Annotated in this window: 24 protein-coding genes; 13 read left to right on the top strand and 11 right to left on the bottom strand. The window is 64.9% G+C overall.

Annotated elements, in window-relative coordinates:
- The first annotated feature begins 319 nt into the window (after window positions 1–319).
- The 3 genes from IVB31_RS13435 to IVB31_RS13425 all read left to right on the top strand — a co-directional run bounded on the left by IVB31_RS13435 (window position 320) and on the right by IVB31_RS13425 (window position 2,939).
- Entirely contained in the window at window positions 320–1,819 is a 1,500-nt protein-coding gene (locus tag IVB31_RS13435) for a leucyl aminopeptidase (protein WP_247322806.1), read from the top strand.
- Between the two features lie 6 nt (window positions 1,820–1,825).
- Window positions 1,826–2,278, top strand: coding sequence for a DNA polymerase III subunit chi (locus tag IVB31_RS13430; RefSeq protein WP_247322802.1), 453 nt, complete (start codon window positions 1,826–1,828; stop codon window positions 2,276–2,278).
- A gap of 166 nt (window positions 2,279–2,444) precedes the next feature.
- Window positions 2,445–2,939, top strand: coding sequence for a hypothetical protein (locus IVB31_RS13425; RefSeq protein WP_247322800.1), 495 nt, complete (start codon window positions 2,445–2,447; stop codon window positions 2,937–2,939).
- A gap of 20 nt (window positions 2,940–2,959) precedes the next feature.
- Here IVB31_RS13425 and IVB31_RS13420 read toward each other — a convergent pair whose 3' ends face one another.
- From IVB31_RS13420 to IVB31_RS13400, 5 genes are all read right to left on the bottom strand, one after another.
- Window positions 2,960–3,802: a tripartite tricarboxylate transporter substrate binding protein gene (locus tag IVB31_RS13420; protein ID WP_247322798.1), complete on the bottom strand. Its 843-nt coding sequence runs from the start codon at window positions 3,800–3,802 to the stop codon at window positions 2,960–2,962.
- 227 nt (window positions 3,803–4,029) lie between these two features.
- Complete coding sequence (locus IVB31_RS13415; RefSeq protein WP_247322796.1) at window positions 4,030–5,157, bottom strand: helix-turn-helix transcriptional regulator; 1,128 nt, start codon at window positions 5,155–5,157, stop codon at window positions 4,030–4,032.
- Between the two features lie 104 nt (window positions 5,158–5,261).
- On the bottom strand, window positions 5,262–7,124 hold the full coding sequence (locus tag IVB31_RS13410; RefSeq protein ID WP_247322795.1) for an ABC-F family ATP-binding cassette domain-containing protein: 1,863 nt from the start codon (window positions 7,122–7,124) through the stop codon (window positions 5,262–5,264).
- 58 nt (window positions 7,125–7,182) lie between these two features.
- Window positions 7,183–7,356 carry a hypothetical protein gene (locus tag IVB31_RS13405; RefSeq protein ID WP_247322793.1) on the bottom strand — a complete coding sequence of 58 codons (174 nt, stop codon included), beginning with the start codon at window positions 7,354–7,356 and terminating at the stop codon, window positions 7,183–7,185.
- Between the two features lie 319 nt (window positions 7,357–7,675).
- Window positions 7,676–7,942, bottom strand: a complete 267-nt coding sequence (locus tag IVB31_RS13400; RefSeq protein ID WP_247322791.1) for a sulfur globule protein precursor — start codon at window positions 7,940–7,942, stop codon at window positions 7,676–7,678.
- A gap of 313 nt (window positions 7,943–8,255) precedes the next feature.
- Here IVB31_RS13400 and ndk point away from each other — a divergent pair, with 313 nt between their 5' ends.
- Both ndk and IVB31_RS13390 read left to right on the top strand, forming a co-directional pair.
- On the top strand, window positions 8,256–8,678 hold the full coding sequence (gene ndk / locus IVB31_RS13395) for a nucleoside-diphosphate kinase (protein WP_247322789.1): 423 nt from the start codon (window positions 8,256–8,258) through the stop codon (window positions 8,676–8,678).
- A 44-nt stretch (window positions 8,679–8,722) separates the two neighbouring features.
- Window positions 8,723–9,583, top strand: a complete 861-nt coding sequence (locus IVB31_RS13390) for a TerC family protein (RefSeq protein WP_247322787.1) — start codon at window positions 8,723–8,725, stop codon at window positions 9,581–9,583.
- 39 nt (window positions 9,584–9,622) lie between these two features.
- On the opposite strand, the gene ppx is transcribed toward IVB31_RS13390, so the two are convergent.
- The 4 genes from ppx to IVB31_RS13370 all read right to left on the bottom strand — a co-directional run bounded on the left by ppx (window position 9,623) and on the right by IVB31_RS13370 (window position 14,818).
- Window positions 9,623–11,125: an exopolyphosphatase gene (ppx, locus tag IVB31_RS13385; RefSeq protein WP_247322784.1), complete on the bottom strand. Its 1,503-nt coding sequence runs from the start codon at window positions 11,123–11,125 to the stop codon at window positions 9,623–9,625.
- A gap of 15 nt (window positions 11,126–11,140) precedes the next feature.
- Window positions 11,141–13,333 (bottom strand): RNA degradosome polyphosphate kinase, encoded by a 2,193-nt coding sequence (locus IVB31_RS13380; protein ID WP_247322963.1) that lies wholly within the window; start codon window positions 13,331–13,333, stop codon window positions 11,141–11,143.
- Between the two features lie 128 nt (window positions 13,334–13,461).
- Entirely contained in the window at window positions 13,462–14,139 is a 678-nt protein-coding gene (locus tag IVB31_RS13375; protein ID WP_247322783.1) for a DnaA/Hda family protein, read from the bottom strand.
- A gap of 136 nt (window positions 14,140–14,275) precedes the next feature.
- Window positions 14,276–14,818 (bottom strand): CDP-alcohol phosphatidyltransferase family protein, encoded by a 543-nt coding sequence (locus IVB31_RS13370; protein WP_247322782.1) that lies wholly within the window; start codon window positions 14,816–14,818, stop codon window positions 14,276–14,278.
- Window positions 14,819–14,971: 153 nt separating this feature from the next.
- Here IVB31_RS13370 and purM point away from each other — a divergent pair, with 153 nt between their 5' ends.
- On the top strand, window positions 14,972–16,045 hold the full coding sequence (gene purM / locus IVB31_RS13365; RefSeq protein WP_247322776.1) for a phosphoribosylformylglycinamidine cyclo-ligase: 1,074 nt from the start codon (window positions 14,972–14,974) through the stop codon (window positions 16,043–16,045).
- Complete coding sequence (gene purN, locus IVB31_RS13360; protein ID WP_247322773.1) at window positions 16,045–16,698, top strand: phosphoribosylglycinamide formyltransferase; 654 nt, start codon at window positions 16,045–16,047, stop codon at window positions 16,696–16,698. The genes purM and purN overlap by 1 nt, the downstream gene beginning before the upstream one ends.
- Window positions 16,699–16,797: 99 nt before the next feature.
- Here the strand turns inward: purN and IVB31_RS13355 are convergent, their stop codons facing one another.
- Window positions 16,798–17,004 carry a cold-shock protein gene (locus IVB31_RS13355; RefSeq protein ID WP_007591938.1) on the bottom strand — a complete coding sequence of 69 codons (207 nt, stop codon included), beginning with the start codon at window positions 17,002–17,004 and terminating at the stop codon, window positions 16,798–16,800.
- A 379-nt stretch (window positions 17,005–17,383) separates the two neighbouring features.
- Between IVB31_RS13355 and IVB31_RS13350 the strand changes: the two genes are divergently transcribed.
- Window positions 17,384–18,523, top strand: coding sequence for an autotransporter outer membrane beta-barrel domain-containing protein (locus IVB31_RS13350; RefSeq protein ID WP_247322771.1), 1,140 nt, complete (start codon window positions 17,384–17,386; stop codon window positions 18,521–18,523).
- 79 nt (window positions 18,524–18,602) lie between these two features.
- On the opposite strand, the gene IVB31_RS13345 is transcribed toward IVB31_RS13350, so the two are convergent.
- On the bottom strand, window positions 18,603–19,643 hold the full coding sequence (locus IVB31_RS13345) for a LysR family transcriptional regulator (RefSeq protein ID WP_247322769.1): 1,041 nt from the start codon (window positions 19,641–19,643) through the stop codon (window positions 18,603–18,605).
- Between the two features lie 71 nt (window positions 19,644–19,714).
- Between IVB31_RS13345 and IVB31_RS13340 the strand changes: the two genes are divergently transcribed.
- From IVB31_RS13340 to IVB31_RS13320, 5 genes are all read left to right on the top strand, one after another.
- Window positions 19,715–20,332, top strand: coding sequence for a hypothetical protein (locus IVB31_RS13340; RefSeq protein WP_247322766.1), 618 nt, complete (start codon window positions 19,715–19,717; stop codon window positions 20,330–20,332).
- A complete protein-coding gene (locus IVB31_RS13335; RefSeq protein WP_106943308.1) occupies window positions 20,319–20,939 on the top strand; it encodes a GNAT family N-acetyltransferase in 621 nt (206 codons plus the stop codon). Before IVB31_RS13340 ends, IVB31_RS13335 begins: the two co-directional genes overlap by 14 nt.
- Window positions 20,940–20,964: 25 nt before the next feature.
- Complete coding sequence (locus tag IVB31_RS13330) at window positions 20,965–21,528, top strand: isochorismatase family protein (RefSeq protein WP_247322764.1); 564 nt, start codon at window positions 20,965–20,967, stop codon at window positions 21,526–21,528.
- A 30-nt stretch (window positions 21,529–21,558) separates the two neighbouring features.
- Window positions 21,559–21,729: a hypothetical protein gene (locus IVB31_RS13325; RefSeq protein ID WP_247322762.1), complete on the top strand. Its 171-nt coding sequence runs from the start codon at window positions 21,559–21,561 to the stop codon at window positions 21,727–21,729.
- Window positions 21,730–21,887: 158 nt separating this feature from the next.
- Window positions 21,888–23,270, top strand: a complete 1,383-nt coding sequence (locus IVB31_RS13320; protein ID WP_247322760.1) for an aspartate aminotransferase family protein — start codon at window positions 21,888–21,890, stop codon at window positions 23,268–23,270.
- Window positions 23,271–23,337 lie beyond the last annotated feature (67 nt).

Raw genomic sequence — 23,337 nt, 5'->3', positions numbered from 1 at the left:
CAAGTCCCCAATGCCGGCCGGAATTCTGGCTGTCCAACCAATCCCCGCGAGGGGATCCCCAAGGTCGGCCAACCACCTCTTCCGCCGGCTTACTTGTCTCACTACCATCCCCTTGTTCCGTCAACAAAATGGCTGCCCCGTGGCACCCTCAATATATGGTTAATATTTCCCTCATTGTGGCATCACGGCCACGGCGGGTGCTTGGCATCTGCGCCGCCGCTGGCCCATAGTGGGGAAGGCTTAGTGAATCGCCGTTCAGGTCCGGCCCGTGCCGGGATCGCCTACGGGCAAAAAGCCGCATGTTTTGGAGGAGTTACTCATGTCCGATGCCATCAAGGTCGGCTTCGTCCCATTGTCTGCCGCCGCCCGTGGCACCCTGGTCGTGTTCTGCAACGACAGTCTGAAGGTCGGCCCGGCGACGGCCAAGGCGCTGGGCGGTGCCACCGAACTCGTGAAGCGGGCAGCCTCCGCCGCCGCCTTCAAAGGCAAAAGCGGCGCCGCGCTGGACATCCTGGCGCCGGAGGGGGTGAAGGCCACCCGTCTGATCGTGATCGGCGCCGGCAAGGCGGTCGGCCTGAAGGCGAACGACTTCCTCAAATTCGGCGGCGTGGCGGCGAGCAAGCTTCCCGCCGGGGCGGCGGCCATGACCATCATGGCGGAACTGCCCGATGGCGCCATGACCAGCGAGCAGGCGGTCGCGATCGCCTCCGGCCTGCGGCTGCGCACCTACAAATTCGACCGCTACAAGACCAAGAAGAAGGACGGCGAGGAGGGCGGCTCGCGCGCCGAAATCTCGCTTGCGGTCGGCGATGCCGCCGCCGCGAAGAAGACGTTTGTCTCGGCCGGGGCGATCGTGGACGGCGTGGTCATCGCGCGCGACCTCGTCAACGAACCGCCGAACGTGCTTTTCCCCGAGGAGTTCGCGCGCCGCGCAGGCCTGCTCCGCAAGCTCGGCGTCAAGATCGAGGTGCTCGACGTCAAGGCGATGGACAAGCTCGGCATGGGCGCGCTGCTCGGTGTCGGCCAGGGCTCGGCGCGGCCGAGCCGCACCGTGATCATGCACTGGGACGGCGGCAAGAAGGGTGAGGCACCGGTTGCCTTCGTCGGCAAGGGCGTCTGCTTCGACACCGGCGGCATTTCGATCAAGCCGGCCGGCAGCATGGAGGACATGAAGGGCGACATGGGCGGCGCTGCCTGCGTCGTCGGCCTGATGCACGCGCTCGCGGCACGCAAGGCCAAGGTCAACGTCGTCGGCGCCATCGGCCTCGTCGAAAACATGCCCGACGGCAATGCGCAACGCCCGGGCGACATCGTCACCTCGATGTCCGGCCAGACCATCGAGATCATCAACACCGACGCGGAAGGCCGCCTGGTGCTTGCCGATGTGCTCTGGTACGTCGCCAAGAAAACCAAGCCGAAATTCATGGTGGATCTGGCGACTTTGACCGGTGCGATCGTGGTCGCGCTCGGTACCGAGCATGCAGGCATGTTCTCCAACAATGACGAGCTTGCCGAGCGGCTGCTGGCCGCCGGCATCGAGAGCGGCGAGAAGGTCTGGCGCCTGCCGCTTGGCCCCGAATACGACAAGCTGATCGATTCCCAGTTCGCCGACATGAAGAACACCGGCGGCCGCCATGGCGGCTCGATCACCGCAGCACAGTTCCTCCAGCGTTTCGTCGACGGCACGCCCTGGGCGCATCTCGACATCGCCGGCACCGCCATGGGCGCGCCGAAGACCGACATCAACCAGAGCTGGGGAAGCGGCTATGGCGTCCGTTTGCTCGACCGTCTGGTCGCCGACCATTACGAGCGCAAATGACCCAAGATGCCTGAAGTGCTGTTCTATCATCTACAAAACATGACGGTGGAGAACGTGTTGCCGCCGCTTCTCGAGAAATCGCTCGAGCGCGGCTGGCGCGTCGTGGTGCAGTCGAATTCGCCGGAGCGTGCCGATGGACTCGACGCCCATCTGTGGACCTATCGTGACGATTCCTTCCTGCCGCACGCGACATGGCGCTTGAGCGACGCCGCCGATCAGCCGATCGTGCTGACGGTCGAGGAGGACAATCCGAACGGTGCCAATGTCCGCTTCCTCGTCGACAACGCCGCGCTGCCGCAGGACGCGCAGGGCTATGAGCGCATGGTGCTGCTGTTCAACGGCGACGATCCGGACGCGCTTGCGTTCGCCCGCAGCGCCTGGACGGATTGCAAGGCGCGGGGATTTGATGTCACCTATTGGCAGGCCGACGAGCGGGGCCGGTGGCAGAAGCGGAATTAGCAGCCGCTCGCAATTAATGATAATTTGCACTTTTCGGGCGATGATGGCTTTGGTCACCATCGTGCCGCAAAGTGATGTTGGGACAATCGCTTAGGGTCGGTCCTTCACACGGGGAATTTAGTTTATCGTGCGACATCAAAAGCTTCCCAGATCGCTCATAGTTGCTTTGGCTGCGGTAGCCCCGCTGGTCGCTGGCTGCTCGGGCGGGGCCGATATGTTCTCCAGGGATGCCCAGTGGTTCAACACGCCGAGCCGGCTGTTCATCCGCAACATCTCGATTGAGTCGCCGCCGCTGACCCCCGACAGGCCGGTTAGGGCCGAGGATCTGGTCGGCGCCGACGGGGGCTGTGCCGGCATGGCGCCGCCGCCCGGTCCGGCTGATGCCAATGCGTCGACGACGTCGCCCGCGCCCATGGGCGGCACCGTCGCGCTCGGCCACACCGAATGCGACGTGGTGCGCGGCATCGGCGCGCCCTCGAACGTCAACTTCTCGAATGATGCCGCCGGCAGGCGCGTTGCGGTCGTGACGTGGACGACCGGTCCGCGCGCGGGCATCTACACCTTCACGGCCGGCCGACTGTCCTCGATCGAGGGCACGCCGGAGGCGCCGGTGATCCCGAAGGCGGCCAAGCCGAAAGCGAAGAAGAAGTCGGCGGCTTGAGGCTCTGATGGCCGCGCCGATTACTGGATCGGCGCGATTCCCACCCGCCTGATCAGTTCCGCCCATCTCGGCGTTTCGACCCGGATCTCGGCGGCGAATTCGTCCGGCGTGCGTGTCACGGCTTCCATGCCGAGCGCAGCGAACTTCGCGCGCGCGGCCGGCGCGGACACTGCCTTCTGCGCCTCGTCGTGCAACATGGCGATCACCGACGCCGGCGTGCCGGCAGGCGCCATCAAGCCAAACCAGGCGGTGGCATCGAACCCGCGGAAACCGAGTTCATCAAGCGTCGACAGATCAGGAACGGCCGGTGAGCGCCGCAGCGATGTGATCGCCAGAGCGCGAAGTCCGCCGTCGCGGATCTGAGGCAGCACCGATGCGATGCTGCCAAAGAACATCGTGATGCGCCCGGCCGTGAGATCGCTCAACAGCGCAGCGCTGTCGCGGTACGGCACATGCTGAATCTTGATGCCCGCCATGGTCTGGAATAACTCGCCCGCCAAATGGGTGGAGGTGCCCACTCCCGCCGAGGCAAAAGTGAGCGTGCCCGGGTTGCGCCGCGCCAGATCGACCAGCTCCTGCACGCTTGCCGCCGGCACCTCCTTGTTCACGACCAGGAGGTTCGGCGCGATCGTGACCTGGGCCACGGGGACCAGATCCCGCGCCGGATCATACGGCAGCTTTGCGTAAAGAGACGGGTTGATGACGATCGCCGCATTGCCCGCCATCAGCAGCGTGGCGCCGTCCGGCGCCGATTTGGCGACGTGATCGGCTGCGATGTTGCCGCCCGCGCCCAGCATGTTCTCGACCACGACGGGTTTGCCCCATTTCGCCGTGAAGTGTTCGGCCAGGATGCGCGCCGCCACGTCGGGTGCGCTTCCCGGGCTGAAGCCCAGCACGATGCGAATGGTCGATTGCGGATATGTCGGCTCCGCTTGCAGCGGCTGCGTCAGCCACAGAAGCGAGATCAAAGCAGGCAGCAGCCGTAACATGCGTGGTCTCCAGTATTGCACGGCGGATCATCTGCGCAGGCCGATCGCTGGTCATCACCCCATGGGGTGATGACGGACGCCGTGCGCGGGACGCGCGGACGTTACACGGAGGGATCGAGCGTCTGGGCGATTTGGGCAACCGACTGCACCAGCTCGGCGTGGCCGCGGATCCCGATCTTGGCGTAAATCCGCTTGGTATGGGATTTGAGCGTGTTGGCACTGACGCCAAGTTTGGCCGCAGCCGCCCGCATGCCGCCGGTCTGCGCGAGCGTGTTCGCCACCCGCAATTCGGCCGCCGTCAGGCCGTGGCGGGCCGCCAGCAGCGCGCTCGCAGCCTCGCCGTTGCGCGATATGTCGACCAGGAGTGCGATCGCGACGGGGCTCGCGGTTGTGTGGTGCGACGGGTGATCGAACGCGCGGCCTTGCACGGGCGTCACGGTGATGCCGATGTCACCGCCGTTCGGCCGTGGCAGCCGGCACGTTCCCACGGCGCCGCTGCCGACGGTGTCCGCGAGGAGCGCGCGGATGGCGTTCACGACTGCTGGCGGGCCTGACGGGTCGCAGCCGGCGCGGAGCTGGAGCGAAAGTTCTACGGCCCGCGTTCGGGCCGCAGAATTTGCGAACAGCACGCGCTGGCCGGCATCGAAAGTGATGATTCCGGTCGACAATGCGTCGAGCGCGTCACGCTCTGCCTGTGCGGCCTCGCGGTAGTCGAGCATGCGCAATCGCAGCTCGCTGGCGCGGCGCAGATGCGGCAGCAGTGAATTCAAGATCGCGGCGTCACGTTCACTGAACGGTCCGCTCTTCTCGCTGCGTTCGACGTTGAGCGAGACCTGGAATTCCGGACGGCTCACCACGTTGACGATGAGGCCGTGCGCGAGGTCTTGCGGCCGCAGGACGTCGTCGTAGAAGGCGGTGCGCTTGAGTTGGGATAGCCCGATCAGGTCATCGGAATGCACCATCCTGCCCGCCGGGAAACGGCTCGACCGCATCCACGGATTGGTCACGTGAAAGAGTTCGTGGCGACGCTTGCACTCTGGATCGATCCGGCCGAGTTCGTGGAACGTGTACATTTCGCGATCGACGCGGTAGCCGTGGATCAGGGCGGCTGCGCTGTGGGTGATATCTGCGATACCTTCCAGTGCAGCGCTCCAGAGCGAGGGGTCGAGCACGGCGTCGTAGATCACGCCGACAAGCGCGTCTCGCCTCTGTTCAAAATCGACCGGCATCCGCGTTCCTCCGCAGCAGCACCAAGCTCGCCGATGCCGAAGCGATCCGCAAGCCGTTTGGCTTTGCTATTTGATGGAACCCTGCAGCGGCGCGGCGAGAATTGTCAGCCCGCCGCCTCGTCAAACTGCGTGCTCGCCTCGAGCCATTGCTCCTCGGCGCGCGCCAGCGCCCCGGCGGCATTCGCGCGCGCCTTCGACAATTGCGCGGCCTGCCTGGGGTCGCGGGTGAAAATGTCGGGCAAAGCGAGCGCGGTGTCGATCTTGGCGATGATGTCGGTGACGCGGGCGATCTCGCTCTCGGCTTCCGCGATGCGCTTCTTCAGCGGGCCGCGATTATCCGACTTCGGGCGCTGCGGCTTTTCGCTCGGGGCGCTGCGCTCGCGCGGAGGGGGTTCCGCATTGCGTGACGACAGCACCAGGCGGCGGTATTCGTCGAGGTCGCCGTCGTAATTGGTCACCGTGCGGTCGGCGACGATCCAGAGCTGGTCGGCGCAGGACTCGATCAGATAGCGGTCGTGCGAAACCATGATGACGGCGCCGGGAAATTCGTTGATCGCCTCCGCAAGCGCGGCGCGGCTGTCGATGTCGAGATGGTTGGTCGGTTCGTCCAGGATGATCATGTTGGGGCCGAAGAAGGTCGCAAGGCCCAGCAGCAGCCGCGCCTTCTCGCCGCCCGACAGTTTTGCAACCTTGGTGTCGGCGGCCTTACCGGAGAAGCCGATCGCGCCGGCGCGCGCCCGCACCTTTGCCTCGGGCGCATCGCCCATCAGCTTGCGGACGTGGTCGTAGGTTGAGGCATCCTCGTTCAATTCGTCGAGCTGGTGCTGGGCGAAATAGGCGATCGACAGCTTGTCGGCGCGGGTCACCTTGCCGGAGAACGGCGCCAGCCTTCCGGCGAGCAGCTTCACCAGCGTCGACTTGCCGTTGCCGTTGGAGCCGAGGAGCGCGATGCGGTCGTCGTTGTCGACGCGCAAGGTGACGCGGTTGAGCACGGGCGTGTTCGGATCGTAGCCGACCGTGGCGTTGTCGACGGCGATGATCGGCGGCGACAGGATTTTTTCCGGCGCTGGAAATGTAATCTCGCGAACGTCCTGGGTGACCAGCGCCCTGATCGGTTTCAGCCGTTCCAGCATCTTGACGCGGGATTGGGCCTGGCGCGCCTTGGAGGCCTTGGCCTTGAAGCGGTCGACGAAGGCTTGCAGGTGTGCGCGTTCGGCTTCCTGGCGCTTGACCTGCTTGGCGTCGAGCAGCTCGCGTGCGGCACGCTGCTCCTCGAAGGAGGAATAGGTGCCTTTGTAGAGCGTGAGCTTGCCGCGCTCCAGATGCAGGATCTGGTCGACCGAGCTTTCCAGCAGGTCGCGGTCATGGCTGATCACGATCACGGTGCGCGGATAATGCGCGAGGTGATCCTCCAGCCACAGCGTGCCTTCGAGGTCGAGATAGTTCGTGGGCTCGTCGAGCAGCAGCAGGTCAGGGGCGGCGAACAGCGTGGCGGCAAGCGCGACGCGCATGCGCCAGCCGCCGGAGAATTCGGCGCAGGGGCGGAGCTGGTCGGTGGCGGAAAAGCCGAGGCCGGAGAGGATCGCGGCGGCACGGCTCGGTGCCGAATGCGCGTCGATGTCGACCAGCCGGGTCTGGATCTCGGCGATACGGTGCGGGTCGGTCGCGCTCTCGGCCTCGGTGAGCAGGGCGTCGCGTTCGAGATCGGCCTTGAGCACGACCGAGATCAGGCTTTCGGGGCCGTTCGGGGCTTCCTGCGCCAAGCTGCCGACGCGCCACCGCGGCGGCAGGGTCACCGTGCCGTGCTCGGCCGCGAGCTCGCCCCGGATTACCTTGAACAAGGTCGATTTGCCGGTGCCGTTGCGACCGACCATGCCGACGCGCGCGCCGGGCGTGATCTGCACGGAGCCCTGGTCAATCAGAAGGCGTCCGGCGAGGCGGATGGAGAGGTCGTTGATGGACAGCATGCGGCCTTGTCACCGCAAGGCGCGCCGAACGCAACCCGTTTTTCCGTGACCCCTTATGTCAGTGCGAATCGCGGTCGCGCTGCTTCAGCTCGTCCATAAGCTGTTCGAGATGGGTCGGGAGCCGGGGTTCGGGGCGCAGGCTCTGCTGGAGCCGCTCGCCCACAGCATCGCAAATCGAGCGGCTGGTGCGCCGGTCGATCTGTTCGCTGTCACTGGCAAAAAGGCCCGCCATCGTAGGGTTCCGTGTTCTCAAGGGAGCGACACGGTACCAAGTCCTTGGCCCCCCAAATGGTTTCGCCACTCGCGGAGATTGCCCTGCATTCTAGCAAAAATTGTATGAGGCCGCGCAATGTCCTCGTCCAAAGACGACGCCCAAGACAAAGCCCAAGACAACGCCCAAAAGCCAAGACAAAGCCCCGGCGCAGGGGAACGCCGGGGCTTCGCTTGGAAGGTACCTTGGGGGGCTCAGGTACCCTTGGAAAGGTGCTGTTGGAAAGGTGCTGTTGGAAAGGTGCTGTTGGAAAGGTGCTGTTGGAAAGGTGCTGTCGGGCTCAATAGCAGCGGTTGATCAGGCGCCAGCGGGGTCCCCAAGGGGTCGGGACCAGCCGGCGTACATAGCAGCCGCCGCCATAACCGTAGGAGACGGGGACGCCGGCATAGAAGCGCGGTCCACCCCAGCCGTAGCCGCGATGCCAGCCACCGCCGCCGCCGTGCCAGCCCCAGCCGCCACCATGCCAGTGAGCGGAGGCGGAGGTCGGTGCCAGCGCGGCACCCAGCGCAACCGCGGCGACCGCGGCAAGCGAAAGTTTCCTCAACATGGTGATCTCCTCAAAACTGCCGGCGCGGGGCTATCGCGCCGATGGAAAGGCCGCCGAAACGCTCTGCCTGATCATCAGGCTTCGGTTTCGATGGACCCGACCTTACGCCGGACAAGCTGAACCGAAGCCTGACAAGGGCTTCAGACTGGGTTCATCTGAGTGAAATTGTCGTAATCCATGCTGGAATTGGAGCTGTGCGCCTGCGGCGAAGCGCCTGTGAGGGCCGTTCCGGCGGTCGCTTGCCGTCCGGCGACGGCGCCGATATAAGCCCGGCAACTCCGAACCACCGCTTTCTTCCCAAGGACAAGATATCATGGCCATCGAACGCACTTTCTCGATCATCAAGCCCGACGCCACCGCGCGTAACCTGACTGGTGCGGTTAACGCCGTGATCGAGAAGGCGGGCCTGCGCATCGTCGCGCAGAAGCGCATCCGCATGACCAAGGAACAGGCCGAGACCTTCTATGCGGTCCACAAGGCGCGGCCGTTCTTCGGCGAGCTCGTGGAATTCATGACCTCGGGCCCCGTGGTCGTCCAGGTGCTGGAAGGCGAGGGCGCCGTCGCCAAGTATCGCGACGCGATGGGCGCGACCGATCCGGCCAAGGCGGCCGACGGCACCATCCGCAAGCTCTACGCAAAGTCGATCGGCGAGAATTCGGCGCACGGTTCGGATGCGCCGGAGACTGCCGCGGTCGAAATCGCCCAGTTCTTCTCGGGCAACGAGATCGTCGGCTGAACTTTCAGCCGGTCAGTTAAAGCCGCGGGGCGAAAGGACGTATTGTGAACTGGCTCTGGCAGATCTTCGATCCCGCTACGATCGGGGCATTTTTCACCCAGTTCCGCGTCGAGATGGCCGAACCGACCTTCTGGGTTGCAGTCGGCAAGATCATCTGGATCAACATCCTTTTGTCCGGCGACAATGCGCTGGTGATCGCGCTCGCCTGCCGCGGCCTCAAGCCGCGGCATCGGCTCTGGGGCATGATCCTCGGTGCCGGCGCAGCCGTGGTGCTGCGGATCATCTTCACGGGCATCGTCGCGAGCCTGATGGAGCTGCCATACCTCAAGCTCGTCGGCGGTCTTGCGCTGATCGTGATCGCGGCGAAGCTGCTGGTGCCGGAACAGGAGGACGAGGACGGCGTCGAGTCGGCCTCGCATCTGTGGCAGGCGGTGCAGATCGTCGTCGTCGCCGACATCGTCATGAGTCTGGACAACGTCATTGCGGTCGCCGCCGCCGCCAATGGCAGCGTGCCCTTGCTGGTGCTCGGTCTTGCCATCAGCGTGCCGCTGATCGTCGCCGGTGCGGCGCTGATCATGGCGCTGCTCGCAAAGCTGCCGGTTCTGGTGTGGGCTGGTGCTGCGCTGCTCGGCTGGATCGCGGGCGAGGTGATCGCGACCGATCCCGGCATCGCGCCCCGGCTGCACACGCTGTTCGACGGTCCGTTCGGCGCCTCGCTGGACACCATGCTCGGCGCGTTGCGCATCCCGCCGCAATTCGCCCATGGCGGCGGAGGCGGCGAATATCTGTGCGCCGCTCTCGGCGTCGTGGTTGTGCTGGCGGTCGGCACGATCTGGCGCCGGCGCAGCCTCAGCGCGGCCGCGCTCGAGACGTCCGAGCGCCACGCCAAGGCTTCTGCCGAGTAGAAGGCTTCTGCCGAGTAGAAGGCTTTGGCGGATAATTGTCTACCGCCGCACGATCGAGCCGGCACGGTTGATCAACCGGGCGAGTGCGCGGAAGCGACTGCCGACGCGGTCCGCGACGAGATCGCCGAGGCGGTGCTCGAACACCAGCATCAGCTTGCGGCCCAGACTGCGGAAATGCGTGGCGGGCAAGACGCCCGGACGCGCCGCCGAGATCAGATGCGCGACGCGGAAGGCCGCGCCCAAGAGGCGGGCGCGTTCGAGCTGCGCCGGCGTCAGCAGTTCCTGCATGTTGACCGGCGGCTGGTTCTCTTCGCTCAGCCCCGCATAGCGATAGAACACGGACAGGCCGACGAAGGCGCGCTCGGTGTGGGTGATCGCGCCGAAATTGCCGTTGACGACGAGGCTGAGCGTCTGCTCGCCGCGATGATCGGGATGGACGCGCCAGCCGATGTCGGACAGCAGGCATGCGGCGTGGCGCAGGCGGCGGTCCTCCGCGGTCTCACGCAGCTTCACCACGCGCGCGAGGCGGTCGGTCCAGGCGATCAGCTCGCGCGCGTGCTTGGCCGAACGCGACAGTAGCTGGTTCAGCTCCTCGGCCGCGCAGATCAGTCCGTCCTTGTTGCGTTCGGACTCCGACAGCTTTTCGTGCAGCAGGCCCTCGCGCACGCCGAAGGTCGAGAACACGATGGTCTTGGGCTTCGCCACGCGGATGATGTGCTCGAGCACCAGTGCGGCGTAGGTGAGGAGCGGGCGCCGGGCGTCGGCGACGATCTCGATGTCGGCGAGCATGTCGGCGGCCGCGAGCCGGCGCAGGCGCCGCGAAAAGTCGAGCGCCTCGGCGGCCGTAATCGAATAGCCGTGCATCACCTGGAGCGGATAGCCGCTCTGGATGATGTGGATGCGCGCCAGCGCACGCCAGGTGCCGCCGACGGCGTAGAAGCTGCGGCCGCGGCCGGCGGTGAGTTGCGGCACCTCGTCGATCGCCTCGCGCACGATGCGGTCGGCGCGTTTGAGCGATTTATGCGCGAGGTCCTGGAGCGCGAGGCCTCCGAGCGGCAGCGTCACGCCGCTGCGCACGCTGTTCTTGCGCACGTCGATCAGTTCGAGCGAGCCGCCGCCGAGGTCGCCGACGACGCCGTCGGGGTGATGGATGCCCGAGATCACGCCGAGCGCCGACAGCCGCGCCTCGCGCGGGCCCGACAGGATCTCGATCTTCACCGCGCAGATGCGCTCGGCTTTCGCGATGAAGTCGGCGCCGTTGGAGGCGTCGCGGCAGGCGGCGGTCGCGATCGCAAACACCCGTCCGACCTGCATCACCCGGCACAGCGCGCGAAACCGCTGCAGCGAGGTCAGCGCCTTGTCGACTGCGTCGGGCGCGAGCAGGCCCGTGCTCTGCACCTCGCGCCCGAGGCCGCACAGCGTCTTCTCGTTGAAGATCGGAATGAGGCTCCGCGTCAGTCCCTCGTAGACGACGAGACGGACCGAATTGGAGCCGATATCGATGACCGCGACGCTCGAGCCGCGCTTGCGCGGCCGCTTCACGTCGAAGATCCTGGATCAGGATTGATGACGTTCATTACGGCGCGTGAGGCGGCGCGGCGAGGATTCCTTGAGCGACTTACCACGGCCAGACAGACTCGGATTTGTCATGAAGTAGTTGTGGACGTTGAAAGGCTCCTCGCCCTTCGCGGTCTTCATACGCGTTGAGGACCCGTCCGGCAACAATTGCCAGCTCTGTTCATTGTCCTTGAGATTCGCGACCATGATCTGTTCGAGAACCTGCTGATGCACCGTGGGATTTTGCAGCGGACAGAGCACCTCGACGCGGCGGTCGAGGTTGCGCGGCATCATGTCGGCCGAGGAGATATACACAGCCGCTTTGGCGCTCGGCAGGCCCTGGCCCATGCCGAAGCAGTAGATTCGGCCGTGTTCCAGGAAGCGTCCGATGATCGACTTGACGCGGATGTTCTCCGACAGGCCGGGAATGCCGGGCCGCAGGCAGCAGATGCCGCGCACCACGAGTTCGACCTGCACGCCGGCCTGTGAGGCCTCGTAGAGCGCGTCGATGATGTCGGGATCGACCAGTGCATTCATCTTCATCCAGACCGCACCGGGTCGGCCGTGCCGCGCATGCGCGGTCTCGCCCTGGATGTGCTCGATAATGCGCTTGCGCAGGGTCAGCGGCGACACCGCCATCTTTTCCAGATCGCTCGGCGCTGCATAGCCGGTGATGAAGTTGAACACGCGCGCAGCGTCGCGGCCGATGGTCGGCTCCGAGGTGAAGTAGGAGAGGTCGGTGTAGATACGCGCCGTCACCGGGTGGTAGTTGCCGGTGCCGGTGTGGACATAGGTGGTGAGGCCGCCGCCCTCGCGGCGCACCACCATCGAGAGTTTTGCGTGCGTCTTGAGTTCGAGGAAGCCGTAGACGACCTGGACGCCGGCGCGTTCGAGGTCGCGCGCCCAGCGGATATTGGCCTCCTCGTCGAAGCGCGCCTTCAGCTCGATCAGCGCGGTGACGGATTTGCCGGCCTCGGCGGCTTCCACCAGCGCGCGCACGATCGGCGAGTTGCTGGAGGTGCGGTAGAGCGTCTGCTTGATGGCGACGACATCCGGGTCGCGCGTCGCCTGCTGGAGAAACTGCACCACCACGTCGAAGGATTCGTAGGGGTGATGGACGACGAGGTCCTTCTGCCGGATCGCGGCGAAGATGTCGCCACCGTGCTCGCGCACGCGCTCGGGATGGCGCGGCACGTAAGGGGTGAATTCGAGATCGGGCCGGTCGAGACGGGTGAGCTGCGAGAGCTCGTTCATGGCCAGTACGCCGTCGACCAGGAACACCTCGTCGTCGGCGGCCGACAGCGCATGCTGCACGAAGCTGCGCAGCTGCTCCGGCATCTTGGCGTCGATCTCAAGTCGGATCACCGAGCCGCGGCGGCGGCGCTTCAGCGCAGTCTCGAACAGGCGGACGAGGTCTTCGGCCTCTTCCTCGATTTCGAGCTCGGAATCCCGGAGGATGCGGAAGGCGCCCTGGCCGTGGAGATTGTAGCCGGGGAACAGGCGGTTGATGAACAGGGCGGTCGCCTGTTCCAGCGTGATCAGCCGGACGACCTTGCCGTCGGCCGGCAGACGGATGAAGCGGTCGATCTTGCCGGGCATGCGGATCAGCGCGTTCATCTGCTTGCCGTCGGCGGCGCGCGTCAGCTGGAGCGCCATAGTGAAGCCGAGGCTCGGGATGAACGGGAACGGGTGCGCCGGGTCGATCGCGAGCGGCGTCAGCAGCGGGAACACGTTGTTGAGGAAGTAGTCCTCGATCCAGGCTCGTTCCGTCTTGGTGACGTCCTTGCCCTCAACGAGCACGATGCCCTCGTCGGCCAGCGTGCTGCGAAGGTCGCGCCAGATCGCCTGCTGGTCGGAGGCAAGCTGCGAGACGGTCCGGTTGATGAGCGCGAGCTGCTCGGACGGCGTCAGGCCGTCGGGGCTGCGCTCGGCAATGCCCTCGCGCACCTGGGCCTTGATGCCGGCGACGCGGACCATGAAGAACTCGTCGAGGTTATTCGCTGAAATCGACAGGAATCGCACCCGCTCCAGCATGGGGTGACTGGCGTTGACCGCTTCCTCCAGGACGCGGCGGTTGAAATGCAGCCAGGAGAGCTCGCGATTGATGAACCGCTCGGGGCTCGATGCGATCGCCGGCAGGCCTTCGGCTTCGGAGGCTTTTTCTTTAACTTCAACAGCTTGCGCAGAGTCCATCAGAAGTCGGTCCATCCAGTTCGCCCCAATTTGCGGCGTATGCGCAAAACCGGCGGGAGCATGTGTTAGAGCGATGACGTTTCGATGACATTGACGTTCCGCCGCGGCGCCGCGTCAAGCGGTCTTGCTCAGACATCCCGCAGCAGCTCGGCGGCCAGCGCCCGGGTGACGGGGCGGCCGAGCCGCAGGGCCTCGCTATCCAGCAGTTCCACGGCCGCCCGGGCGGCGGCCGAGGACCGCTCCAGGCGAGTGGCGAGGTAGCTGACCACGCTCTCGTCCACGGCGAGCTGGCGGTCGGCGCAGAATTTGACGATCAGGCCGCGGAACAGCTGGTCGTCAGGGGGCAACAGCGAGATAACAGGCACGGCGCGCAGCCGCGAGCGCAGGTCGCGAAGCTCGATATCGAGCGATACCGGCATCTCGCGGCCGGTGAAGAGGACGTAGGCGCCGTCCTCGCGGGCGAGGTTCATCAGATGGAACAGGGCGCGCTCGTCGAATTCCTTCGCCTTGAGATCCTCGACCACCAGCGCACCGGTGGCGAGCGCGCCCGGGACGGCTTCGGCGGTCAGCCCATTTGCCGTGGTCGAGCGGGCGCCTGAAGCCTCGGCCCAGATCGCGGCGAGGTGGCTCTTGCCGCTGCCTTCAGGGCCGGCCAGCCACATGATCGGGTTCGGCCATTCCGGCCAGGCGTCAATGAGGGCAAGACCGGCGGCGTTGGCGGGGCCTTCGAGGAAATTGTCCCGGCTCAGGCTTTCCGCATGCGGAAGCGAAAACGCCAATTGTCGGGGGTGAACGCGGCCTGGCACGCTTGCTTTGCTCCATGCCGGCGTGCCGGCTTCGTTGGATGAGATTCGACTTCATCGAGCGGGAGTTGGCCTTTTGCGGGGCCGCATCCCAACTCATTTCGCCTCGATAGGGGTGCTTGGCCTCCTACTTGGCCTCCTACTTGGCCTCGATCGTGCTCATGTGCCGCAGCCACTCGACGAGATAGAGCGACACGGAAGAAAGCGTGAAGACCGTGACGAGAACCATCAGGATTATATCATAGGGCGCCGGCTTGAAGCCGAAGGCGAGGGCGGCCAGCACCAGCGCGGCGTAGCCAACCTGCGCCACCGTGTTGAGCTTCGACACTTTCGATGGCCTCATCTCGACCGGCTTGTCGAACAGCCAGGATACGATCACGGCTGTGACGATCATGATGTCGCGCGAGACCACCAGGATCACGATCCAGCGCGGAATGTCGCCCCAGATGCCGAGCGACAGGTAAATCGAGACCAGCAGCGCCTTGTCGGCTAGCGGGTCGAGCAGGGCGCCGAGCTCGCTCGTCATGTTGAAGCGCTTGGCCAGGAAGCCGTCGACGGCGTCGCTGATGCCAGCAATCAGGAAGACGGCGAACGCCACCTCCATTTGGCTCGACACGATGGCCCAGACGATGATCGGGACCAGCATGATGCGGCCCAAGGTAATGATATTTGGAATACTCACGCGGCGCTTCCCGGCACCCGGCCTGACCTCGAATCCGGCCCATTGGGGGCTGAACCGGTTGATATCTACATAGTATAGGGCGGGGCGTCATGCGAGCCATTGCGCGTCCCCGGAATTCGACGTAACCAGCCGCAAACCCACTGGAAATCGGGCATGACCGACCGCAAAAACGGCCTCACTTACGCCGATTCAGGCGTCGATATCGATGCGGGCAACCGCCTGGTCGACCTGATCAAGCCGATGGTGCGCGCCACCGCACGGCCGGGCGCCGACGCCGAGATCGGCGGGTTCGGCGGCCTGTTCGACCTCAAGGCGGCCGGCTTCAAGGATCCCATCCTGGTCGCCGCCACCGACGGCGTCGGCACCAAGGTCAAGATCGCGATCGAGACCGGCCTGCATGGCGGGATCGGCATCGACCTCGTCGCCATGAGCGTCAACGATCTCGTGGTGCAGGGCGCCGAGCCGCTGTTCTTCCTCGACTATTTCGCTTGCGGCAAGCTCGATCCGGAGGCGACCGCGTCGATCGTCGCCGGGGTCGCCGAAGGCTGCCGCGAATCCGGCTGCGCCCTGATCGGCGGCGAGACGGCCGAGATGCCCGGCCTCTACAAGGACGGCGACTATGACCTCGGCGGCTTTGCCGTCGGCGCCGCGGAGCGCGGTACGCTGCTGCCGCGCAAGGACATCGCCGCCGGCGATGCCGTGATCGGGCTCGCCTCGTCGGGCGTCCACTCCAACGGCTTCTCGCTGGTGCGCAAGATCGTGGAACAATCCGGCCTCGGCTTCGAGGCGCAGGCGCCGTTCTCGCCGGTGATGACGCTCGGCGGCGCGTTGCTCGCGCCGACGCGGCTCTATGTCAAATCCTGCCTGCGCGCGATCCGCGAGACCGGCGCGGTGAAGGGCCTTGCCCACATCACCGGCGGCGGTTTCACCGACAACATCCCGCGCGTGCTGCCGAAAGATCTCGGCGTCGGCATCGATCTGGCGCGCCTGCCGGTGCTGCCGGTGTTCAAATGGCTGGCCGCCCAGGGTGGCATCGCCGAGCTCGAATTGCTGCGCACATTCAACTGCGGCATCGGCATGATCGCGATCGTCGAGCCGGACAAGGTCGACGAGGTCGTGCGGGTCTTCACCGACGCCGGCGAGAGCGTGGCGCAGCTCGGCATTGTGATCCCGGCCGAGGGCGAGCACCGCGTCGTCTATAACGGCCACCTCGATCTGGCCCTGTGATGAAGCGCCGCGTCGCCATCCTGATTTCCGGCCGCGGCTCCAACATGTCCGCGCTGATCAGGGCGGCCGCCGCACCGGATTTTCCGGCGGAGATTTCGCTCGTCATCTCGAACAAGGCCGATGCGCTAGGGCTCGAAAGGGCCAAAGCGAGCGGCGTGACGACGCTGGTGATCGAGAGCAAGCCGTTCGGCAAGGACCGCGCCGGCTTCGAGAAGGTGCTGCAGGCAGCGCTCGATCAGCACGGCATCGAGTTGATCTGTCTCGGCGGCTTCATGCGGCTGTTCACAGCCGAATTCACCAAGGCCTGGTATGGGCGGATGCTCAACGTCCATCCCTCGCTGCTGCCGTCCTTCCCGGGACTTGACCCGCATGGGCAGGCTTTGCGCGCCGGGGTCAAACTATCTGGTGCGACAGTGCACTTCGTCATCCCCGAGACCGACGCCGGTCCGATCGTGATGCAGGGCGCGGTGCCCGTCAGCGACCACGATACCGGGGACACGTTGTCGGAACGCATCCTCGAAGTCGAGCACCGCATCTATCCTGCGGCACTGAGCTTGCTTGCGACCGGCAAAGTCCGGATCGAGGGCGATGTGTGCAGGACGGCGGGCGGTGGGGCGTCGGAGAATTTTCTGATTGCGCCGGTTGTGAGCTGAGGCGGCGAAGCGCACGCGTTCATTGTGGTCACACACACAAAAACCCCCGGCAGAGCCGGGGGCAACGTCATGATCTCTCGCACCAAGGCTTGAGAGAAATCAGGAAACCTTGAGGTTTTCCGCGGATGCTTTGCCGCGGTTCTCCACGAGGTCGTATTCAACCACCTGGTTTTCATTGAGGGTGGAGAGTCCGGCACGCTCGACGGCGGAGATGTGGACAAACACGTCCTTGTCGCTGCCGTTCGGCTTGATGAACCCATAGCCCTTGGTCGGGTTGAACCATTTGACGGTGCCCTTTTGCGGCATCCTCAGTCTCCTCCGCTAGATACAAAAACGACGCGGCCGCTTTTCGCGTGCCACGCCACAAACGGGCTTCCGGTAGTCTGTTCGAGTCTTGAGTCTCAATGTCGCGAAACGCACAGTCGAGCGGCCAATTCCGATTGTGTCCGATATTGCAACATGAAAATCGCCGGTTAGCAAGCCGCGCGCGAATTTCAAGTCTGGGCCGGGTGCCGTCATCTGCAATTTGCGACCTGTGGCCAGGGAACCACAATCGACGCCAATCGCCTTGGCGGCGAGGTGTGGACCGGTTGACCCTCGGGGGCACTTCAGCACAAATCGTCGCATGCATAGTGGCCCGTGTTGCATTTTTGCGCGCCGCCATTTTGCTTTGGGATTCATCGTCATGCGCTGCAGATTGCAGCTTTCCGGGACACGGCTGGTGATTGGCGGAGACCGGGTTCGTCGGACGACGGCCAAGATCGCAAGTGCAATCGTGTTTGGCTTGGCGACGACGGCAGCTCCCGTTCTCGCTCAGGTCGCCCCGCCGCTGCCACCGCCACCGCCTCCCACGCCGTCGGCCACCTCCACCAATTACGACCAGTCGGCCGGCAACGGCGCGCTCAATCTCGGATCGAATTTCCTGGAGCGGCTCGGCAACCAGGCATCGGGCGGCGTCAACCGGGCGTTCCGGACCAATCCCGGCGGCGGCGGCGCATCGGCGGCCGCGGAAGATCCGCGCTACCGCACCTGGTTTGAAGGCTACGGTATCTCGGTCCGGACCGATGCGCAGGGCGACTTCGTCGGCGACAAGCGGAAGACGGTTGGCGGTGTCGCGGGCTTTGGCGCGCGGCTCGCACCGGGTGTCAATCTCGGCTTCTCGGTCGACCAGAGCCACACCGACATCGATGTACCGCTCGCACTTCAATCCGCGACGCTGGACCTGACGCAACTCGGCTTCAGCGGCTCCGTCGACAAGGGCCCCTGGACCTGGGGCTTCGCGGTGGTGCACGGCTTCGGCAAGGTCCGCTCCAGCCGGGATACCGGCCTGGGACTTGCGACAGCGGGGTATCGCGCCGCAGTCGACGGCGCGCTGACCGAGATCAGCTACTACTGGACCAAGGACCAGATGCGCATCGTGCCCAAGGGCGCACTGGAATATGTCCGCGCCACCAGCGTCGCGTTCCAGGAGGTTGGCGGCCTCGATCCACTCAATGTCGGCTCGACGGCGCTGTCTCGCGCGCGCGTCATGATCGGGGCCGAGATCGGGCGCGACTTCATCTTCGACCAGAAGATCCTGGACGTGTCCGCCTACGGCAAGTTCGTCGACAATTTCCATCAGAACCTGGGATCGGTGCAGGTCAGCCTCGGGACCCAGAGCATCGTCGTGCCCGGCATCGGCGAGAGCCGCTATGGCACGGATGCAGGCGCCTCGGCCTCGCTCAGCCTGACCAACACGGCGCGGCTCTACGTCAACTACGACGGCAAGTTCCGCAACGAGCTGACGTCGCACCAGGGCACGGTCGGCTTCGAATATCGGTGGTGAGGCGAAGCCTGCCCACGTCCGCCCAGAGCAGGGTCCGGAAAACTGCGAAGCGGTTTTCCGAAAGGATCATGTTGAAGCTTTAAGTCGGCATTGCCGCGACATAGCCGGTCAATCCAAAGCCCTCGCGCGCGGCGGTCATCATCGGCGCCAGCGCGTTGGGGTGAATGAACTCGTCGCGGAAACAGGGATGGATCTTGGGATCGAAGATTTTCTTCAGCCAATCGACCACGATCTTGTGACGCTCGGAGGCGCGGAACTCCTTGTGATAGGTGAGCCAGAGATCGGCGTGGTGGCTGACGCCGAGATCGACGGCAACGAGCGGGGCGCCGAGCGCGATCGAGACCGTCGGCAGGAACCCGATGCCGGCGCCGCGCTCCACTGCATAGAGCACGCCGACCGAGGAATTGGTCTTGATTCCGACAATGCCCTCGAGCGACTTCAGTCCGAGCACGCGGGCATAGGCGCCATCGTCGACCTGCGGGGCGCTCTGCTTGATGATGCGGTGGTTCTTCAGCTCGGCCAGGCTCGCCGGCACGCCGTAGAGGTTTTCGTACTCCTTGGAGACGAAGGGATAGATGTGCAGCCGGCCGAGCTTGGCGACGATCAGATCGGGATTGGTCGGCGGCTCGAGCTGGATCGCGATATCGGATTCGAGCCGCGCGACGTCGGCCTGTTCCATCGCGCAGCGCAAGTCGACGGTGATCTTGCGATAGGTCTTCTGGAAGTCGATCAATCGCGGCAGGATCCAGAAATTGCCGGGGCCTTCCGTCACCGCGACGCGCACGGTGCCTGACATGTCGTTCGACGATCGCGAGGCACGCCGGAACACGTTGAAGGCATGACGCTCCATAAGCGCGACGTCGGCGATCATCGCGCTGCCTTCGTCGCTGAGCGTGAGCCCGCTCTGGTCGCGCAGGAACAGCTTGCAGTCGATGCTCTCCTCGAGCCGGTCGATCCTGCGCATCAGGGTGGTGGAGGTGAGCCCGAGCTCCTCGGCGGCGTTACGGAAACTTTTATATTTTGCGCAAGCTAAAAACAGTTTCAAATCGTCCCAGGACGCATCCAGGGCTTCTTCACGGTGCTGCATCATCGCAGCACCCCGGTGCAATAACTGCTGCATACTCCTGATCCCCAGCCGCTAAGCTCTTGGTCATAGCGGGGCACGAAAGCCGCGAACGATAGAGGGGTGACATGGGTATGGAAAGGGGCTCGTTTGCCGCAAGGCATGATTTCGACGCGCTGCCGCTCAATCCGGATGTCGACGTCCGTCGCGCCCAATTTTCCGAAATAGCCGCGCTGTCGCAGTTGGCGCACCGGCTGGTGCCGGGTGTCCGGATCGGGGCGGCTGAGCTTGCAAAATACTTCGCCTTCGATCCCGAGAGCATCCTGACTTTCAGCCGGAAGGGCAACCTCGTCGGCGGCATGGCCTTCCTGTTTCTCAACGATCGCGGGCATGATGCGCTGCTGCTCGACGAGATCTGCCTCACCGCGCCGGAGACGCGCCATCTCGCCTCCGCGAAGGAAGACGTTTCCGCCATCTACATCTGGGCGATCGCGGCGACGGGGCGCGGCGTCGCCGGTCTCGGCAAGGCCGCGGCTCATCTCAGACAGGTAAGGTTTCGCAACGCGGATTGCTATGCGCAGCCGTCAACCGTGGCCGGACGCGATATCATGAAGGCGACAGGCTTCGAGCCCATTCCAAGCTTCCAACCCGATCTCTGGTGCTACGAGCGGCCCTGGCATCGGCAGCCGATGCGCATGCCGGGCGCGATCATCCAAGCAAGGAGTTTTGCAGATGCACGGTACTAGGATTCCTCTCGCGAAGCCGGATTCCCGCGCTATCAGCATTCGCCTCGCACGCGATCTCAGCGACCTCATGCTGGTCACCTCGATCCGCTCGGCCGTCTATCTCGCCGAGCAGGATTGCCCGTTCGATGAGGAGTTCGACGGCAACGACATGGTTGCCGCGCATTTCATCGGCTATGTCGGCAACGAGCCTGCGGGCTGTCTGCGGGTGCGGTTCTTCGGTGATTTCGCCAAGGTGGAACGGCTTGCGGTGCGGCACCAATATCGGCGCTCGCGCGTCTCGTTCAAGCTGGTACAGGCGAGCGTCGACTACGTGAAGCGCAAGGGCTTTCGTAAGATCTACGGCCAGGCGCAGGACCGGCTGGTCGATTTCTGGGCCCATTTCGGCGCCAAGCCGCTTGGCCACAATCGCAAGATCACCTTCTCCGACTTCTCCTACACGGAAATGCTGCTGGAGATCGAACCGGGCCCGGATGCCATTACGCTGGACAGCGATCCGTACGTGATCATCCGCCCCGAAGGGGATTGGGACCGGCCGGGCGTGCTCGACGCCTCGGCAGGACGGGCCGTGACGTCGCCGCTGCGGGACGTCGCGCTCGCTGGCCGTTGAAACTGGTGCAGCTGCGCGCAAAACCATGCTGGTTTCCATCACCGACGATCCGCCGATCCTGGTCTGCGCGGATCTCCAGGCCGAATATCTGACCCCAGGACGCCGCCACGTCATCCTCGACGGCGATGCAGCCACGGCGCGCTGCGTGGAACTGCTGACGCTGTGGCGCGACAATCTCTGGCCGGTGATGCATCTGAAGCGCATCGCGCAAGCGGCCTGGTTCAATCCGGCATCCAGGCTGACCGATTGGATCGCGGAGGCGAAGCCCCGGCCGGGAGAAATGACGTTCGAGCACCCGCTACCGTCGGCCTACAGTTCGTCGCGGTTTGTGGACTACATGTCCAATATCCGCAATGTCCGTTGCGTGCTCGCGGGCTTTTCCTTCGACGAAACCATCCTGGCAACCGCTATCGACGGGTTTCACCGCAGTCATCGCTACCAGGTGGTGGCCGACGCGGTAGCCTGCCGGCAGCCGGGGACAGACGATGCTGCCGCCTACAAGCATGCGGTAGTGAATGTGATCGGGAATTTTGCTACAATCCAGTCCAGCGCCGAACTGATCAGAACCAGCGGCGCCGTTGCGGTGTAGGCGGCCGCGATCGACGGATGGAGTGGGACATTGTCACGGGGAGATCAGCTCGAGGAGCTGGCAAGCGACCTGTCGCGTGCCGCCGAGGCGGCGCGCCGTCTTGGTCTGCCCACGACGGTGTATCTGCTCTCGATGGCGCTGGTGGAGGTGCGGGAAGCCGCCGCCGCCGATCATGATGGGAATGACGACGGCGCGGCGTGACAGCTGCCCGATGTGCGGCTTTGTGCAACGCTGCTGAGCGCTTGCTGCCGACGAATTGACGTTGCAAGTTTTGCGCGGTGGCAATAGCCAAGGAGCTGGATCATCAAGTGATGACGCTGGCCGCGCCGGCGACGTGACGCTTTCAAGGATGCCTGCAAATGTCCATGCTGCCCAATTCGCAAGAGGCCCGGGATGTGGCCTATCAGCTCCATCCCTACACCAACGCGCGTGCCCATCAGCAGGCCGGTCCCCTGGTGATCGAGCGCGGCGAGGGCCCCTACGTGTTCGACGCGTCGGGCAAGCGCTATTTCGAGGCGATGGCAGGCCTCTGGAGCGTCGGGCTCGGCTTCAACGAGAAGCGGCTGGTCGACGCCGCGCACAAGCAGATGCTGGCGCTGCCATTTTATCACACGTTCTCCGCGAAATCGCACGGGCCCTCGATCGATCTCGCCGAGAAGCTGGTCGCGCTTGCGCCAGTGCCGATGAGCAAGGTGTTCTTCACCAACTCGGGCTCGGAGGCCAACGACACCGTTCTGAAGTTGATCGCCTATCGCTCCAACGCGCTCGGCCAGCCGCAGCGCAAGAAGGTGATCAGCCGGATGCGCGCCTATCACGGCGTCACCATTGCGTCCGCCAGCCTCACCGGCCTGCCGAACAACCACCGCTCTTTCGACTTGCCGCTTCCGAACATCCTGCACACGGGCTCGCCGCATTTCTACAAGGACGGCGCGCCCGGCGAGAGCGAGGAAGCCTTCGCGACGCGGCGAGCCGAGGAGCTCGATGCGCTGATCCAGAAGGAAGGCCCGGACACGATCGCGGCGTTCTTCGGCGAGCCGGTGATGGGCGCGGGCGGCGTCATCGTGCCGCCGGCGACCTATTGGGACAAGATCCAGAAGGTTTTGAACAAATACGACATCCTGTTGGTCGCCGACGAGGTCATCTGCGGCTTCGGCCGCACCGGCAAGATGTTCGGCTGCGAAACCTACGGCATCAAGCCCGACGCGATCGTGGTCTCCAAGCAGATCACCTCGAGCTATTTCCCGCTGTCGGCCATCATGATGAACGATCGCATGTTCGAGCCGATCGCCGATGAGAGCAACAAGATCGGCGTGCTCGGCCATGGCTTCACCGCGGGCGGCCATCCGGTCGGCTCGGCGATTGCGCTGGAGAACTTGAAAATCATCGAGGAGCGCGGCCTGGTTGCGCACGCCGCCGAGCTCGGTGGCTACATGCAAGGCAAGCTGCGTGAGCTCACCAGCCATCCGCTGGTCGGCGAGGTCCGCGGTGTCGGCATGATTGCAGCGATCGAACTGGTGCTGGACAAGGCGCGCAAGACCGCGGCGGCAACGCCGGGCGCCGTCGGCGGCATGGCCAGTCGCATGCTGCAGGAGCGCGGCGTGATCTCGCGCAACATGCTCGACGCCATCGCCATCTGCCCGCCGCTGATCGTCACCAAAGCCCAGATCGACGAGCTGGTCGCGGCAATATCGGGCGTGCTGGATGACATGAAGGCGGACGTGGCGAAGCTGACGCCGGCGTAAGGGGAGCGCGTGTCAGTGTGACCGGAGCAGCTGGTCACACCTGCGGTGTCGTCCTGGCGAAAGCCAG

Source organism: Bradyrhizobium sp. 21 (assembly GCF_023073335.1).
Lineage (GTDB): Bacteria > Pseudomonadota > Alphaproteobacteria > Rhizobiales > Xanthobacteraceae > Bradyrhizobium.
This window is presented reverse-complemented; position numbering and strand designations above follow the sequence as displayed.